Origin of the sequence: Paraburkholderia sp. PGU19 (assembly GCF_013426915.1) — a bacterium.
In the GTDB taxonomy this organism is placed as follows: Bacteria; Pseudomonadota; Gammaproteobacteria; order Burkholderiales; family Burkholderiaceae; genus Paraburkholderia.
Genome location: NZ_AP023181.1, coordinates 2128256 through 2142274 on the forward strand (window position 1 = coordinate 2128256; position 14019 = coordinate 2142274).

12 protein-coding genes are annotated in these 14019 nt (G+C 61.6%); 9 read left to right on the forward strand and 3 right to left on the reverse strand.

What is annotated here, in order from left to right:
- Window positions 1-3 precede the first annotated feature (3 nt).
- The 5 genes from H1204_RS39335 to H1204_RS39355 all read left to right on the forward strand — a co-directional run bounded on the left by H1204_RS39335 (window position 4) and on the right by H1204_RS39355 (window position 6349).
- Window positions 4-438 (forward strand): MarR family transcriptional regulator, encoded by a 435-nt coding sequence (locus H1204_RS39335; protein ID WP_180734046.1) that lies wholly within the window; start codon window positions 4-6, stop codon window positions 436-438.
- 115 nt (window positions 439-553) lie between these two features.
- The gene (locus H1204_RS39340) at window positions 554-2083 is read left to right on the forward strand and encodes an efflux transporter outer membrane subunit (protein WP_180735196.1); all 1530 of its coding nucleotides are present in this window, start codon (window positions 554-556) and stop codon (window positions 2081-2083) included.
- A gap of 63 nt (window positions 2084-2146) precedes the next feature.
- Window positions 2147-3352, forward strand: coding sequence for an HlyD family efflux transporter periplasmic adaptor subunit (locus tag H1204_RS39345; RefSeq protein WP_243468873.1), 1206 nt, complete (start codon window positions 2147-2149; stop codon window positions 3350-3352).
- 88 nt (window positions 3353-3440) lie between these two features.
- Window positions 3441-4997 (forward strand): DHA2 family efflux MFS transporter permease subunit, encoded by a 1557-nt coding sequence (locus H1204_RS39350; protein ID WP_180734047.1) that lies wholly within the window; start codon window positions 3441-3443, stop codon window positions 4995-4997.
- Window positions 4998-5311: 314 nt separating this feature from the next.
- The gene (locus H1204_RS39355; RefSeq protein ID WP_243468969.1) at window positions 5312-6349 is read left to right on the forward strand and encodes a porin; all 1038 of its coding nucleotides are present in this window, start codon (window positions 5312-5314) and stop codon (window positions 6347-6349) included.
- 25 nt (window positions 6350-6374) lie between these two features.
- On the opposite strand, the gene H1204_RS39360 is transcribed toward H1204_RS39355, so the two are convergent.
- The 3 genes from H1204_RS39360 to H1204_RS39370 all read right to left on the reverse strand — a co-directional run bounded on the left by H1204_RS39360 (window position 6375) and on the right by H1204_RS39370 (window position 9020).
- Window positions 6375-6983, reverse strand: a complete 609-nt coding sequence (locus H1204_RS39360) for a Crp/Fnr family transcriptional regulator (RefSeq protein ID WP_180734049.1) — start codon at window positions 6981-6983, stop codon at window positions 6375-6377.
- Window positions 6984-7091: 108 nt separating this feature from the next.
- Complete coding sequence (locus H1204_RS39365) at window positions 7092-8141, reverse strand: 2-dehydropantoate 2-reductase (protein WP_180734050.1); 1050 nt, start codon at window positions 8139-8141, stop codon at window positions 7092-7094.
- Window positions 8142-8252: 111 nt separating this feature from the next.
- Complete coding sequence (locus H1204_RS39370; protein ID WP_180734051.1) at window positions 8253-9020, reverse strand: class II aldolase/adducin family protein; 768 nt, start codon at window positions 9018-9020, stop codon at window positions 8253-8255.
- A gap of 133 nt (window positions 9021-9153) precedes the next feature.
- Here H1204_RS39370 and H1204_RS39375 point away from each other — a divergent pair, with 133 nt between their 5' ends.
- The 4 genes from H1204_RS39375 to H1204_RS39390 all read left to right on the forward strand — a co-directional run bounded on the left by H1204_RS39375 (window position 9154) and on the right by H1204_RS39390 (window position 13988).
- The gene (locus tag H1204_RS39375; RefSeq protein ID WP_180734052.1) at window positions 9154-9858 is read left to right on the forward strand and encodes a Crp/Fnr family transcriptional regulator; all 705 of its coding nucleotides are present in this window, start codon (window positions 9154-9156) and stop codon (window positions 9856-9858) included.
- A gap of 231 nt (window positions 9859-10089) precedes the next feature.
- Window positions 10090-11733 carry a fatty acid--CoA ligase gene (locus H1204_RS39380; RefSeq protein WP_180734053.1) on the forward strand — a complete coding sequence of 548 codons (1644 nt, stop codon included), beginning with the start codon at window positions 10090-10092 and terminating at the stop codon, window positions 11731-11733.
- 27 nt (window positions 11734-11760) lie between these two features.
- The gene (locus tag H1204_RS39385; RefSeq protein ID WP_180734054.1) at window positions 11761-12225 is read left to right on the forward strand and encodes a MaoC family dehydratase; all 465 of its coding nucleotides are present in this window, start codon (window positions 11761-11763) and stop codon (window positions 12223-12225) included.
- 32 nt (window positions 12226-12257) lie between these two features.
- A complete protein-coding gene (locus tag H1204_RS39390; protein WP_180734055.1) occupies window positions 12258-13988 on the forward strand; it encodes an alpha/beta fold hydrolase in 1731 nt (576 codons plus the stop codon).
- The last annotated feature ends 31 nt before the right edge of the window (window positions 13989-14019 follow it).

A 14019-nucleotide genomic window follows, 5' to 3' on the forward strand; every position in this document is an offset into this window, starting at 1 on the left:
GAAATGAACCCGATCTCATCCGAAACCGACGATTGCTTTGCCGTACGGCAGGCAGCGCGGCATATCTCGAAGTTGTACGAACGCCATCTTTCCAAGGTCGGCATTACGCCGACGCAGTTCAGCATCCTGAGCATGCTGAATCGTCATCCGAAATCAACGATGGTTCAACTGGCCGACGCGCTCGTGACGGACCGGACCACGCTCGTACGCATCCTCAAGCCGCTGCTGCGCGATGGCCTCGTGATGGCGCCCACCGAGGAGCGGGTCAACCGACGTTTACGCCTCATGCTCACCGATAAGGGTCATCAAAGACTCGAACTGGCGACCATTCATTGGCGCGCTGCTCAGGCAAATTTCGAAGTCGTGTTTGGCCAGCAGCAGGCCGTGCATCTGAGGAACGAACTGTTCCGCGTCACGCGCGACGTGCCCAACGTCTGATAACTACACGGCAACAAACTGATGCATTCCAGCGCATTGATGAGTGCCTCAACGAATCTTAGTATGTGCATATACACTTTTTAACGGATGCCAAAGCATGATCACGCAATTGAACATGAGGACATTGGAAAGCAGATCGAATGGAGGGCGAAGCGGGTCGTTCGCCGGCAAATCGGCTGCGTTGCTCGCTGCGGCAGTCGCGGCATTCAGTCTGGCGGGATGCGTCAACTACGCCGGCATCAAGAGCGACAAGAAGATCGAGTCTCCTTCGACGTATGAAACGAAGCAGAGCTTGCCGGACCAGGGCGGTCAATGGCCCGCGCTCGATTGGGCGCAGCAGTTCGGCGATCCGCAATTGCCGAAACTGATCGACGAAGCGCTGAAGGATAACCCGACCATCGATCAGGCGCGCGCCCGCATCGAGAAAGCGACGTCCTATGTCGGCAGTGCGAAATCCTTGCTCTATCCCAACGTAAGCGGCAGCTATTCGTGGACCCGGGAACACTTCTCGGCCAACGCGATCGTGCCGCCGCCCTATGCGGGCTCGACGCAGAGTGAAAACAATCTGCTGGTCAGCGCGTCGTGGGACCTCGACTTGTGGGGCAAGAATCGCGAGCGGCTTCGTCAGGCCGTTTCGAAGGAAAGGGTGGCCCAGGCGGAAGCCGAAGAGGTCCGCGTGACGCTTGCTGCGTCGGTCGCAAGCACCTACAACCGCCTCGCGCTCCTTTACGCATTGCGCGACGTCGAGAGCCGCGAAGTGAACAATCGCGAGGACATCGGGCGGATCACGGATGGACGCGTCGGCGCAGGCCTCGATACGAACGTCGAAAAGCAGACTGCGTACGGCGAAACAGCAACCAGCCGTTCGAGCGTCAGCGATCTCGACGGGCAGATCACAACGGTGCGTTACCAGTTGGGCGCGTTGCTGGGGCAGGGGCCCGACCGTGGACTGAAGATCGCCAATCCGTCATTCGGTGCGAGCCGCGTGGTCGCGTTGCCGGACAACCTTCCAGCCGACCTCATCTCGCGACGGCCCGATATCGTGGCCGCTTACTGGCAGGTCGATGCGGACATGCACGACGTGAAGGAAGCGAAGGCCGAGTTCTACCCGGACGTGAATCTTTCGCTGTCGGCGGGTCTCGACGCATTTGGCTGGGGACGTTTCCTCACGGCATCGAGTCGTCAGATTCAGGCAGGACCGGCAATCCATTTGCCGATTTTCGATGCCGGCGCGCTGCGATCGCAACTGAAGGAGCGCTATGCGGACTTCGACTACGACGTGGCGAACTACAACCACACATTGATCAATGCGCTGTCCGATGTTGCCACGCAGGTTTCGCAAATTCAGTCGACCGATCGTCAACTGGTCGACTCGCGGCAGGCGCTGGACGCACAGACACAGGCCTATCAACTGGCGCTGGTTCGTTATAAGGCTGGTTTGAACCAGCAACTGCAGGTGTTGAACGCGGACGACAACCGTCTCGCAGCCGAAAGGTCCGTCATCAACCTGCAGATGGCGCGCCGCGATCAGCAAATCAGCCTGATCAAGGCGATGGGCGGCGGCTTCGACGCAACGCAAGCCGGCCTCGCGTCGAACACCGACACGCCAATTCCAACCCCTTCGAACGTCAAGACAACCGACTAACCCATTCGAGCCGCCGCCATCCAACGATGGACGGCATCGATCAAGCCTTGCTGGAGTTCAACGATGAATGCACCTCAATCCCAACCCCAACCCCAACCCCAACCCCAACCCCAACCCCAACCCCAACACGTAAGCGAGCCGCCGAAGAAAGCCGGAAAGCGCAAGCTGCTGCTGGCGTTGCTAGCCGCGACGCTGGCTGCATCGGGCGCAGCTTACGGAGCCTATTACTACACGGTCGCGCGCTTTCACGTCGAAACGGACGATGCGTATGTGAACGGCAACGTCGTTCAGATCACTCCTCAGGTCGGAGGCACCGTGATCGGCGTCAACGCGGACAACACGCAGGTCGTGAAGGAGGGCGAGCCTGTCGTGCAGATCGATCCTGCCGATGCACGCATTGCCCTGCAACAGGCTGAAGCGAACCTTGGCCAGACCGTTCGACGCGTGCACGGCCTCTACGTCAACGACGACAAATACCGCGCCGACATCGCGCAGCGTCAATCCGATCTGTCCAAGGCACAGGACGATCTGCGTCGCCGGCTTGCTACGGGTATGACGGGCGCCGTGTCCGACGAAGAAATTTCGCATGCACGCGATGCCGTCAAGTCGGCGCAGGCCACGCTCGACGCCGCGAAGCAGCAACTCGGCGCCAACCGCGCGCTGACGGCCAACACGTCGATCGAAGAACACCCCGACGTGCAAGCCAGCGCCGCCCATGTGCGGGATGCGTACCTCGCCTACGCACGCACCACGTTGCCGGCGCCCGTCACGGGCTACGTCGCGCAGCGCAGCGTCCAGGTCGGGCAACGCGTTTCCACCGGAACGCCGCTGATGTCGGTGGTTCCGCTCAATCAGGTATGGGTCGATGCGAACTTCAAGGAATGGCAGCTTCGGCACATTCGTGTTGGCCAACCTGTCGAGCTGACGGCCGACGTCTATGGCTCGTCGGTTGTCTATCACGGCAAGGTCGCCGGCTTCACGCCGGGTACGGGCTCGGCACTGGCGCTGTTGCCTGCGCAGAACGCGACGGGCAACTGGATCAAGGTCGTGCAACGGCTGCCCGTGCGGATCGAGATTCCTGCCGGGGAACTGGAGAAGAATCCGCTGCGCGTGGGGCTGTCGATGAACGTCAACGTCGACGTGAAGGATACCAACGCGGCTTCGCTGACGGCCGTCGATCCCCGTTCGACCTACAAGACCGACGTGTTCGCGAAGTATGGCGACGAGGCGAACGACGCGATCGCACACATCATCGCCGCGAACGAGTGACGCGCTTGCATCTGGACCGGGCATGCGATGCACACGCTGCCCCTTTTTCCGTATTCACGAAGGCCAGCATCATCATGTCTGGATCACTATGACGACCAAACAAACCAATCATCCTCCGCTGACGGGAGCCAAGCTTGCTTTAGGCTCGTTCGTCGTCGGCCTGGCAGGCTTCATGACCGTGCTCGACTCGTCGATCGCGAACGTTGCAATTCCAACTATCTCCGGCAATCTCGGCGTTTCCGTCGATGAAGGCACCTGGGTTATCACCGTGTTTGCCGCAGCGAACTCGGTAGCGATACCGTTGACGGGCTGGCTGACGCAACGCCTCGGCCAGGTGCGGCTCTTTGTCGGATCGATCCTGCTGTTCGTGCTTGCGTCGTGGCTGTGCGGCATTGCGCCTTCGTTGCCCATTCTGCTCTTTGCCCGGATACTGCAAGGCGCTGTGGCGGGGCCGCTGATTCCGATGTCGCAGGCGCTGCTGCTGAGTTCATGGCCCAAGAACAAGTCAACGCTGGCGCTCTCGCTGTTCTCGATGATCGTCGTGACGGGGCCCATCGTCGGACCGGCGCTCGGCGGCTGGGTCACGGACAGCTATAGCTGGTCGTGGATCTTCTACATCAATATCCCTGTCGGATTGTTCGCGGCGGGCATGGTATGGATGCTGTACCGGCATCGCGATACGCCATCGAGAAAAATTCCGGTGGACAAGGTGGGACTGCTGCTGCTGGTCGTCTGGGTGGCGGCGTTACAGGTGATGCTCGATAAAGGCAAGGATCTCGACTGGTTCTCGTCGAATACGATCATCATTCTGACGATCGTCGCGGCCGTCGGTCTTGCGCTGTTTATCGTATGGGAATTGACGGACAAGAATCCGATTGTCGACCTCACGCTCTTCAAGCAGCGCAACTTTCTTGGCGGCACGGTTTCCATTGCCGTCGCCTATGGGATCTTCTTCGGGACGCTAGTTTTACTGCCGCAGTGGATGCAGGAGTACCTCGGCTACCGGGCCGTCGATGCGGGACTCGCGACCGCGCCGCTGGGCATTTTCGCGGTGATCGGCGCGCCGATCATGGGCAAGATCCTGCCGCGTTCCGACGCCCGCATTATCGGCACGTTTGCGTTCATCGGCTTCGCGATCGTCTACTACATGCGCTCGTTCTTCTACACGGATCTCAGCGAGGGATACATCATCCTGCCTACGCTGCTGCAAGGCATTCCGATGGCGCTGTTCTTTGCACCGCTGACGGTCATCATTCTCTCCGGTCAACCGCCCGAGAAGGTTCCCGCCGCAGCCGGGTTGTCCACTTTCGGGCGTATGTTCTTCGGCGGGATCGGCACGTCGGTGGCGAACGTCATCTGGAACAACCGCACGATCTTTCACCATGAAATCCTGACGCAGCAATCGAGTCCGACCAACCCGATCTTCAACCAGCAGCTCGATACCTACCATTCGCTGTTCGGCCTCGGCAAACAGGCGTCGTTTGCAATGTTCGACCATACCGTGCAAACGCAGGCGGCAATGATGGGATTGAACGACGTGTTCTACGGGGCCGCCATCGTCATGATTGTCATCATTCCGCTGATCTGGATCACGAAACCAGGCAAGTCTGGAGGCGCCAGCGACGCAGCGGCAGGGGCGCACTGAAGCATGCGTGTCGTGCGCGTCGATTGTGTCGTGCAAGCTCTCCGTCAATTGTAAATTTTCTGGCAGTTGCCACGATATTTTCCGGGCAACGTATAGGTATGGCGCCGGGCGCTGAGCGCAGCGGGTCAGATCGTACGTAGTCGTCGTCTGATCCGTTGATGTGTTTGGTTGTACGACATAATCATAATGGTTGGAGACGAGGCATGAAGAAGGTCAGGAGAATGCTGTTAAAAACCGCTCGGAGAAGCGGAATCGTGGCGGGAGTGATATCGACAGCGACACTGTATTCTGGTCAATCGAATGCGCAATCTTTGGTGACGTTTTACGGCGTCGTCGATACGGGCATTCGCTACACGACACACGCGGACCCGCAGGGCAATTCAGCTGTTCGACTCGCTAACGGCGGCGCGACAGAGAGTCTGTTCGGGTTCAAAGGAACGGAAGATCTCGGCGGCGGCAACAAGGCGGTGTTCGAACTCGAAGATCGCTTTTTTCCGAACAGCGGGGTGATCGATCCCGCTTATCCTTTCTTCAATACGGCGTTCGTCGGCTTGCAATCCAGCACCTATGGCAAGCTGACGATGGGGCGGCAGATCAATCCCCTTTCCGACGCGGTGTTGAGTGCCTTCATCACCAATCCCTGGCTGCCGACCTTTTATCAATTTCGACCGGAAGTCATGATGGCGCAGGGCGTCTGGACCAGCAACATGGTCAAGTACGCGGCGCGCTGGCAATATCTGACGGCCGAAGTATCGTATGCGTTCGGCGGCAATGCGGGCGCGTTCGGCTCGGGCAGTCAGATCGGTGCGTCGCTGATTTTTCTGCCTGGCGCGCCGTTACGCCTGGCTGCCGGATATCTCGATTCGCGCGATGCCGTGAACACATCGGCGCACCTGAAGTCGTGGACGGCGGGCGGTTCATACGCGTTCGGCGGCACCACGGTCATGGCGGGCTGGGCGGTGAACCGGCAGGACGCGAACTTTGTCGGCAACTTCCCGAATGGTCCATTCAGCGTGCCGGAATTGACTGCGCTCAAGTTCAACACGTTCGCCGCGCGCAAGATGTTCTTCGGCGGCATCACGCAACTGGTAGGCGATTCCACGCATCTTTCGGCCAACGTGTGGCGCACGATCCAGACGGGGAAAACCCAGTCCGCTGACGGCAACACGACGCAGTTTCAGTTGGTCGCGGATTACAACTTGTCCAAACGCACGGATACGTATCTGGAAGCCGATTACTCGCTGTATCGCGGCGGCATGGTTGGCGCGCAATTCCAGGGCATCAGTGCGTTGAGTTCGGCATTCGGTACGACGCAACTGGGCATCATGGCCGGGTTGCGGCATACGTTCTAGGCCGCGTGAAGCCGGGCGGGAGCGATTAATGGGATTCCTGGAAGGAGCACAGCATCTCCTTCGAACAGATTTCGATCCGGCCATACCGGAGGACGATCGCTCCTTGCTCCGCCATCGCCTTGAGTTCCAGCGAGAGCGTCTGGCGCGTGATGCCGAGCATCATCGCAAGCGTGTCGTGGGAGACGGCGACCTCCGGGCGGCTCTGCGACAGCATCGTCACATCGCCCGCAGCGAGCAGCAGCAGCCGGCGCGCAATGCGTGCACGCGTCGAATGCAAGGTCGCGTCTTCGACCATGCGATAAAGCCAGTTCATGTGGATCGTCTGCAACTCCGCAACCGCGCGGAAGAAGGCCTGATTCTTCATCAACTCGTCGAACGCCTGGGCCCTGACGACGAACAGGCTCGATCGCTCGAGAGCGACGACATCGCGCAGGCGCGGCTGCCGGCTGGTCATCGAAGTCTGTCCAAACCAGTTGCCCGCCTCGATCACGGCGAGGATCGCTTCCTTGCCGTCTTCGCGCAGCGTGCAGGCCTTCAGCTTGCCGCATTTGAGCCCAAAGAAACCATTCGGCGCGTCGCCGCGCCGGAACAGATATTCACCGGCGTGCAACGTAACGGGTTCGCAATGGCGCATGAGCGCCTCTTGCCCTGCAGAAGGCAATCCACTGAACCACAGGTTCGTCCTCATTGCTTCGGACGTGTCGGTCATAAGCGCCATGTGAATCGATCAACGCAATGCCTGCTACGCAGGCAAGCGTTGGCTCCCCGCAGTTACACCGCGCGAAGCAGCGCGCAGTTCGGCCAGTAGCGCGTCGCCCGTCCACGCGTGACGTGCATCGCTTTGCTCGGCTTCGTGCACGTGCTGGCAGAGGCGCGCGTTGACGGGTGCATCGAGCCCGAGACGATGAGCGAGCTTCACGACTTCACCGTTGATCCAGTCGACTTCCGTTGCACGTCCCGCCGCGAGATCGTCGGACATGGACGAGCGCGCGAGCGGGTCGATGGTCAGCATCGCGCGGGCAAGACGTGCGAACCACGTGTCGGGCAAGCCGAGGAAGCGCGGCATCCATGCGGGTGGAACGGCCGTCAAGCGGGCCGGGCGAATGCCGGCGCGCGCGAGCAGCGCGAGCGTTTCTTCTTGCGCCATGCCGAGGCAGCGCCGATACGCGCGCTGCGACAGCTCTTCTTTCAGCGGCCGGTTCGACAGCGCGTTAATGGCGTTGTTCAGGTTGAGCAGCAGCTTGGCCCACTGCACAGGCAGCATGTCGGCGTGCTGTTGCAGCGGCAATCCCGCCTTCGCGAAGTCGCCGGTGAAGGGCTGCAATCCGGGCGCGCGCCGGACCTCCAGTTCGCCGCCCGATCCCTGATGATAAGCACCCGGCCCGCGTTCGATGACGTTGAACGGCACCATCCCTTCGAGCACCGTCTGGTTCGGCAAGGCGGCACGCAGTATATCGGCATTGCCGACGCCGTTCTGGAAGCTGACCACGACCGTCCCAGGGCGCAGCACGCCTGCCAGCTCGGCCGCAACCGTGGGCGTGGCCGCGGACTTGACGGTGACGAGCACCAGATCGGCAGCGGCGGCCGCCGTGAGGTCCGTCGATACATCGATGCGCTCGGGCGGCACCGACCAGCGGCGATCGCCGAACTGCGACAGCGTCAGCCCGTGCTCGCGCAACTGGCGGCCGATGCGTTCGCGCGCAATGAACGTGACATCGCTGCCGCCTGCGAGCAAACGCCCGCCGACGTAGCAGCCAATGGAACCCGCGCCATAGATACAGATCTTCGCCATGCCTTGTCTCGATCGAGCCGCTGTCCAATTCTGCCGATGCGCCGGGCGGCAAGCACGGCCCATAACGTCGTGCCGCCCGGTTCCCGCATCGGTGCTTTCAATCGCTATGCGTCAGTCCGCATAGCCGGGGTTCTTCCGGTCGAGCCGCCGCAAAAGTCCCGGCCACACGAGCTGTCCGGCGCTCACGCCGCGCGTGGCTGCCGTCACCTGATTGCGGATGCCATCGAGGATCGGCTGCGCGATCGGCAGCAGCTTGTCGCCGCCTGCCTGCGCGCGAACCTGGATCATGCACGACGCCTCGAAGAAGTACATCGCGACGAACGCATCGGCAGGCGTCGCGCCGACCGTCAGCAGACCGTGGTTGCGCAGCATCAGATACGCGTTACTGCCGAGGTCGCGCACGAGCCGGGGCTTTTCTTCTTCGTTGAGCGCGATGCCCTCGTAGTTGTGATAGCCGAGCGACGCGAGCACCACCAGCGACTGCTGCGACAGCGGCAGCAAGCCCGCTTCCTGCGCCGACACCGCGACGCCGTTGACCGAGTGCGTGTGCATCACGCACAGCGCGTCTTCGCGCGCGGCGTGCACTGCGCTGTGGATGTTGAAGCCAGCGGGATTCACGTCGTACGGCGAATCGGACACCTTGCGGCCGTCCAGATCGATCTTGACCAGCGACGACGCGGTGATCTCGTCGAACATCATCCCATACGGGTTGATGAGGAAATGGTGTTCCGGTCCGGGCACGCGCGCCGAGATATGTGTGAACACGAGATCGTCCCAGCCGAACAGCGCGACGAGGCGGTAGGCCGCCGCAAGATTGACTCGTGCTTCCCATTCGGGGGGGGACACTGCGTGCTTCAGGCTGACATCGGATGAGCTCACGGCGAGACTCCTTGTTCAAGGGTTGGTGCGTTGGAAACAGCGCTTCTGACTGCGCTGGCGGCCAAAGCCGTGAACGCATGATGTCGGCAATCCCGCGTAAAATCTGTCGCATAGCCGACACGTCGAGAAGTGCATGGATTCCAGGCTGCTTCACTATCGTCCTCAACTCGAATCGACGCCCTGGTTTCGCGGCCTGCCCGTCGAACTGCAGGACTACCTGATGAGCCACGCCACGCTGCTGCGGCTCGAAAAAGGCCAATTGCTGTACCGGTGCGGCGATCCTTCTTACGGCCTGTATGCCGTGCTCGAAGGCGCGCTGTCCGTCGGCACGGTCGGCATCGACGGCAAGGAATCCCTGCTCGCGGTGCTCGGCCCGACTGCATGGGTCGGCGAAATCTCGATGTTCGACGGCTTGCCGCGCCCGCACGATGCGATTGCCGTCAGCCGCGCACTGTTCATGCATGTGCCCGAAGCCGCGCTGCAAAACCTGCTCGACGCCACGCCGTGCTACTGGCGCGATTTCGCGCTTTTGATGGCGCAACGCCTGAGGCTGTCGTTCAAGAGCACCGAATCGCTGGCGCTGCAGCCTGCCGCGCAACGCATCGCCAGCCGCCTGCTGCTGATCGCCGAAGGCTACGACGGCCTCAACGCGGTGCAGAGCAAGATCCGGCTCTCGCAGGATAGCCTTGCATCGATGGTGTCGCTGTCGCGGCAGACCACCAACCAGCTGCTCAAGAGCCTCGAAAGCCAGCAGATCATCAGCCTGAAATTCGGCGAAATCCAGATTCTCGACATCGACCAGCTGCGCGCGGCCAGCGTCGGCGCTTCCAGACTGTAGGCTCGACGTAAGCCGACGCCCCGCTTTTGACAGCGGTTGCGGCACCGCCTTCCTGCATTCCCTCCAGACGCAGTGTGCCCATGCGGCTGCCGCTTGGGACTCCCCTGTTCAGGGGATATTGCTTCCCTCCGAACAAACCGATCATGGCCTCATTCGCGATGCACGGTGCGCGACAGGCCAGGACGGACCTGTGTGTGCCCGACCCATCGCCCGACATGTGAGGAGACAACGATGCAGGACGCCGGGCACGATTCGACGCCAACACCCTACGCCTATCCGCTGCTGATCAAACAGTTGCTGCACACGACGTTCATTCAGGCGCCGGATCAGGAAATCGTCTACCGCGGCCAGTTGCGGATGACTTACACGACGATGCGCGAGCGCATCGCGCGGCTCGCGAATGGCCTGCACGATCTGGGCGTGCGCCACGGCACGACGGTCGCCGTGATGGACTGGGACAGCCATCGCTATCTGGAGTCGTACTTTGCGGTCCCGATGATGGGCGCCGTGCTCCAGACGGTGAATGTGCGGCTCTCGCAGACGGAGATCGCGTACACGATCAACCATTCGGGCGCGGAAGTCCTGTTCGTCCATACCGACTTTCTGCCTGTGGTCGAAGCGATCAAGGATCAGCTCGAAACGGTGCGCGTGTTCGTCTGGATCGACGAGCCGGGCAGCGACGCCTGCGAACACACCATTCCGTTCGCGACGGAGTACGAGGCGATGCTCGCCGCAAGCGCGACGCACTACGACTTTCCCGACTTCGACGAGAACACCCGCGCCACCACGTTCTACACGACGGGCACGACGGGCTTGCCGAAGGGCGTGTACTTCTCGCATCGCCAACTGGTGCTGCACACCATCACGCTGATGGCCGCGCTGGCGAGCCCGGTAGCGGGCCAGCGCTTTCATCGCGGCGACGTCTATATGCCGCTCACGCCGATGTTCCATGTGCACGCCTGGGGCATGCCCTATATCGCCACGGTGCTCGGCGTGAAGCAGGTCTATCCGGGCCGTTATGTGCCCGAGCGTCTCGTGCAACTGGTGCGCGACGAAGGCGTCACGTTCTCGCACTGCGTCAGCACGATCCTGCACATGCTGCTCTCGTGCGATGAAGCGAAGCATGTGGATCTCGGCAAATGGAAGATCGTGATCGGCGGCGGCGCGCTGCCGCATGGACTCGCGCGCGCCGCGCTCGATCGCGGTATCGACGTGTTCGTGGGCTATGGCATGTCGGAGACCTGCCCGGTTCTGAGTCTTGCGCAACTCCCGCTGCACACGGAACCGCTCGATCTCGATGAAGAAGTGCGCCTGCGCTGCAAGACGGGTTATCCCGTGCCGCTCGTCGATCTGCGCATCGTCAACGAACAGATGGAAGACGTGCCGCGCGACGGCAAGGCCTATGGCGAGATCGTGGTTCGCACGCCGTGGCTCACGCAGGGCTATCTGAACAATCCGGAAGCGTCCGCGCAGTTGTGGGCGGGCGGCTATCTGCATACCCAAGACATCGCGAACATCGACACCACGGGCAACGTCCAGATCACTGACCGCATCAAGGATGTCATCAAGTCGGGTGGCGAGTGGATTTCTTCGCTCGAAATCGAAAGTCTGATTTCGCTGCATCCGGGCGTCGCGGAAGTCGCGGTGATCGGCATCAAGGATGACAAGTGGGGCGAGCGTCCCGTCGCGCTCGTCGTGCTCAGGCAGGACGCGCAAGTCAGCGAAGACGACGTCAAGCAACACGTGCTGGGTTTCAGCAAGACGGGGCAGATTTCGAAGTACGCCGTGCCGCAGATCGTCAGGTTCGTCGATGCGCTGCAGAAGACGAGCGTCGGCAAGACGAACAAGAAGTGGTTGCGCGAGCAGTTCGCCTGACCCGATCTCTCTCAAGGAGCAAGCACGATGAGCATCAAGGATTACAGCATCGCGACGATCGATAGTTGCGTGGGCCGCGAACTGGGCGTGTCGGATTGGGTCACCGTCGATCAGCCTCGCATCGACGCCTTCGCCGCCTGCACGGGCGACCGGCAATGGATTCACGTCGATGTCGAGCGCGCGAAACGCGAGAGCCCATTTGGCGGCACGATCGCGCACGGCTATCTGACGCTTTCGCTGCTGGCGGCGCTGGCGATCGAGATCGGGTTGATTCCTCCCGACGCATCGGCGGGCCTGAACTATGGGCTCGACAAGGTGCGCTTCATGACGCCCGTCAAGGCAGGCGCGCGCGTGCGAAGCCGCGTGACGCTGCTGTCGGCGGAAAAGAAAGAGGGCGGACGGATCATCATCAAGACGATGAACGAACTGCAGATCGAAGGCGAGGAGAAACCGGCACTGATCGCTGAGTCGCTTGCGATGCTGGTGACCTGAGCGACAAGACACGGATGAAGATGGAGCAGAAGATGGCGGAGACTGAAATGAGCATCGCAACAAGTACAACACAACGCACAGCGCAAAGCGCCCAGCCGGACGACATTGCGGCATCGGCTGCCGAGGGCATGCTGGGACCGAACCCGTTCGTCGGGCTGCGCCCGCGCGACATTCTGGCAACGGTACAGCAGATCGGCACACAGGCGCTGCGTCAGCCTTCGCTGGTCTTCGAACAGGAAGCGGCGCTGGTGCACGATCTGATGGCGGTGCTCGGCGGCAGCGCGGACTGCAAGCCGCCGCAAGGCGACAAGCGCTTCACCGATTCGGCGTGGCAGGACAACGCGATGTATCGGATGACGATGCAGGGCTACGTCGCATGGCGCAACGCGCTGACGGGATTCGTCGACCGTTCCGCGCTCGACGCCAGAACGAAGGAGCGCGCGCAGTTCGTGCTGTCGCTTTTCACCGACGCCGTGTCGCCGACCAACACGCTGCTCGGCAATCCGGCGGCGCTGAAGAAAGTGATCGATTCGGGCGGCGCGAGTCTGCTCGGCGGCGTGCGCAATCTCGTGACGGATATGCTGCAAAACCAGGGCATGCCCGCGCAGGTGGACAAGACGGCGTTCAAGGTGGGCGAGAATCTCGGCACGTCGGCGGGCGCGGTGGTGTTTCGCAACGAAGTGCTGGAGCTGATCCAGTATGCGCCCGCAACGGAGCATGTCTATGCGCGAGCACAACTCATCGTGCCGCCGCAGATCAACAAGTTCTACGTGTTCGATCTGTCCGAAGGCAAGAGCATCGTCGATTATCTGGTGAAGAACGAATTTCAGACATTCGTCGTGAGCTGGCGTAACCCGACTGTGGAGCAAAGCCACTGGGATCTCGATACCTACGTTGCCGCGCTGCTCGAAGCGATCGCGGCCGTACGCGAGATCACCGGCAGCGACGACGTCAATCTGCACGGCGCGTGTTCGGGTGCGATGACCATTTCGGCGCTGCTCGGCCACCTCGCGAGCCGTGGCGACAAGAGCGTGCATGCCGCGACGCTGATGGTCGCGGTGCTCGACAACACGGCGGACTCGCAACTGGGTCTATTCGCCACGCCGGAAGCGATTGCGGCCGCGAAGCAGAACAGCATATCGAAAGGCGTGCTGGCCGGCGAGGAAATGGGCCGCGTGTTCGCATGGATGCGTCCCAACGATCTCGTCTGGAACTACTGGGTCAACAACTATCTGCTCGGCAAGGCGCCGCCCGCGTTCGACATCCTCTACTGGAACAACGACGCGACCCGCTTGCCCGCGCGCATGCATGGGCAACTGCTCGATATCTTCACGGGCAACCTGTTCAGCAAGCCGCGTGCGTTGACCGTGCTCGGCACGCCGATCGACCTGTCCGACGTGAAGTGCGACACCTACGTGGTGGCGGGCATGACCGATCACATCACGCCGTGGAAGGGCGTCTACAACACGGCGCGCATTTTCGGCGGCGACACGCGCTTCGTGCTGAGTTCGGCCGGGCATATCCAGAGCCTGATCAATCCGCCGGGCAATCCGAAGGCGAAGTTCTTCCTCAATCCCTCGCTGCCCGCCGATGCCGATGCGTGGCTTGCCAATGCGCAGCCCGAGAAAGACTCGTGGTGGGGCAACTGGAGCAAATGGCTCGCGGAGCGTTCCGGCGAACGTCGTGCCGCACCCGCTTCAGTCGGCAGCGTGCGGCATCCCGCAGGCGTGAAGGCGCCGGGAACCTACGTCCTCGAAGCATGACATTCACACTTTTCTTTAACGCAGTCCCTAT

Excerpts from the sequence above, each read along its gene's own strand:
- H1204_RS39335 (WP_180734046.1), top strand. The coding sequence starts at position 4 with ATGAACCCGATCTCATCCGAAACCGACGATTGCTTTGCCGTACGGCAG.
- H1204_RS39340 (WP_180735196.1), top strand. The coding sequence starts at position 554 with ATGAGGACATTGGAAAGCAGATCGAATGGAGGGCGAAGCGGGTCGTTC.
- H1204_RS39345 (WP_243468873.1), top strand. The coding sequence starts at position 2,147 with ATGAATGCACCTCAATCCCAACCCCAACCCCAACCCCAACCCCAACCC.
- H1204_RS39350 (WP_180734047.1), top strand. The coding sequence starts at position 3,441 with ATGACGACCAAACAAACCAATCATCCTCCGCTGACGGGAGCCAAGCTT.
- H1204_RS39360 (WP_180734049.1), bottom strand. The coding sequence starts at position 6,983 with ATGCGCCATTGCGAACCCGTTACGTTGCACGCCGGTGAATATCTGTTC.
- H1204_RS39365 (WP_180734050.1), bottom strand. The coding sequence starts at position 8,141 with ATGGCGAAGATCTGTATCTATGGCGCGGGTTCCATTGGCTGCTACGTC.
- H1204_RS39375 (WP_180734052.1), top strand. The coding sequence starts at position 9,154 with ATGGATTCCAGGCTGCTTCACTATCGTCCTCAACTCGAATCGACGCCC.
- H1204_RS39380 (WP_180734053.1), top strand. The coding sequence starts at position 10,090 with ATGCAGGACGCCGGGCACGATTCGACGCCAACACCCTACGCCTATCCG.
- H1204_RS39385 (WP_180734054.1), top strand. The coding sequence starts at position 11,761 with ATGAGCATCAAGGATTACAGCATCGCGACGATCGATAGTTGCGTGGGC.
- H1204_RS39390 (WP_180734055.1), top strand. The coding sequence starts at position 12,258 with ATGGCGGAGACTGAAATGAGCATCGCAACAAGTACAACACAACGCACA.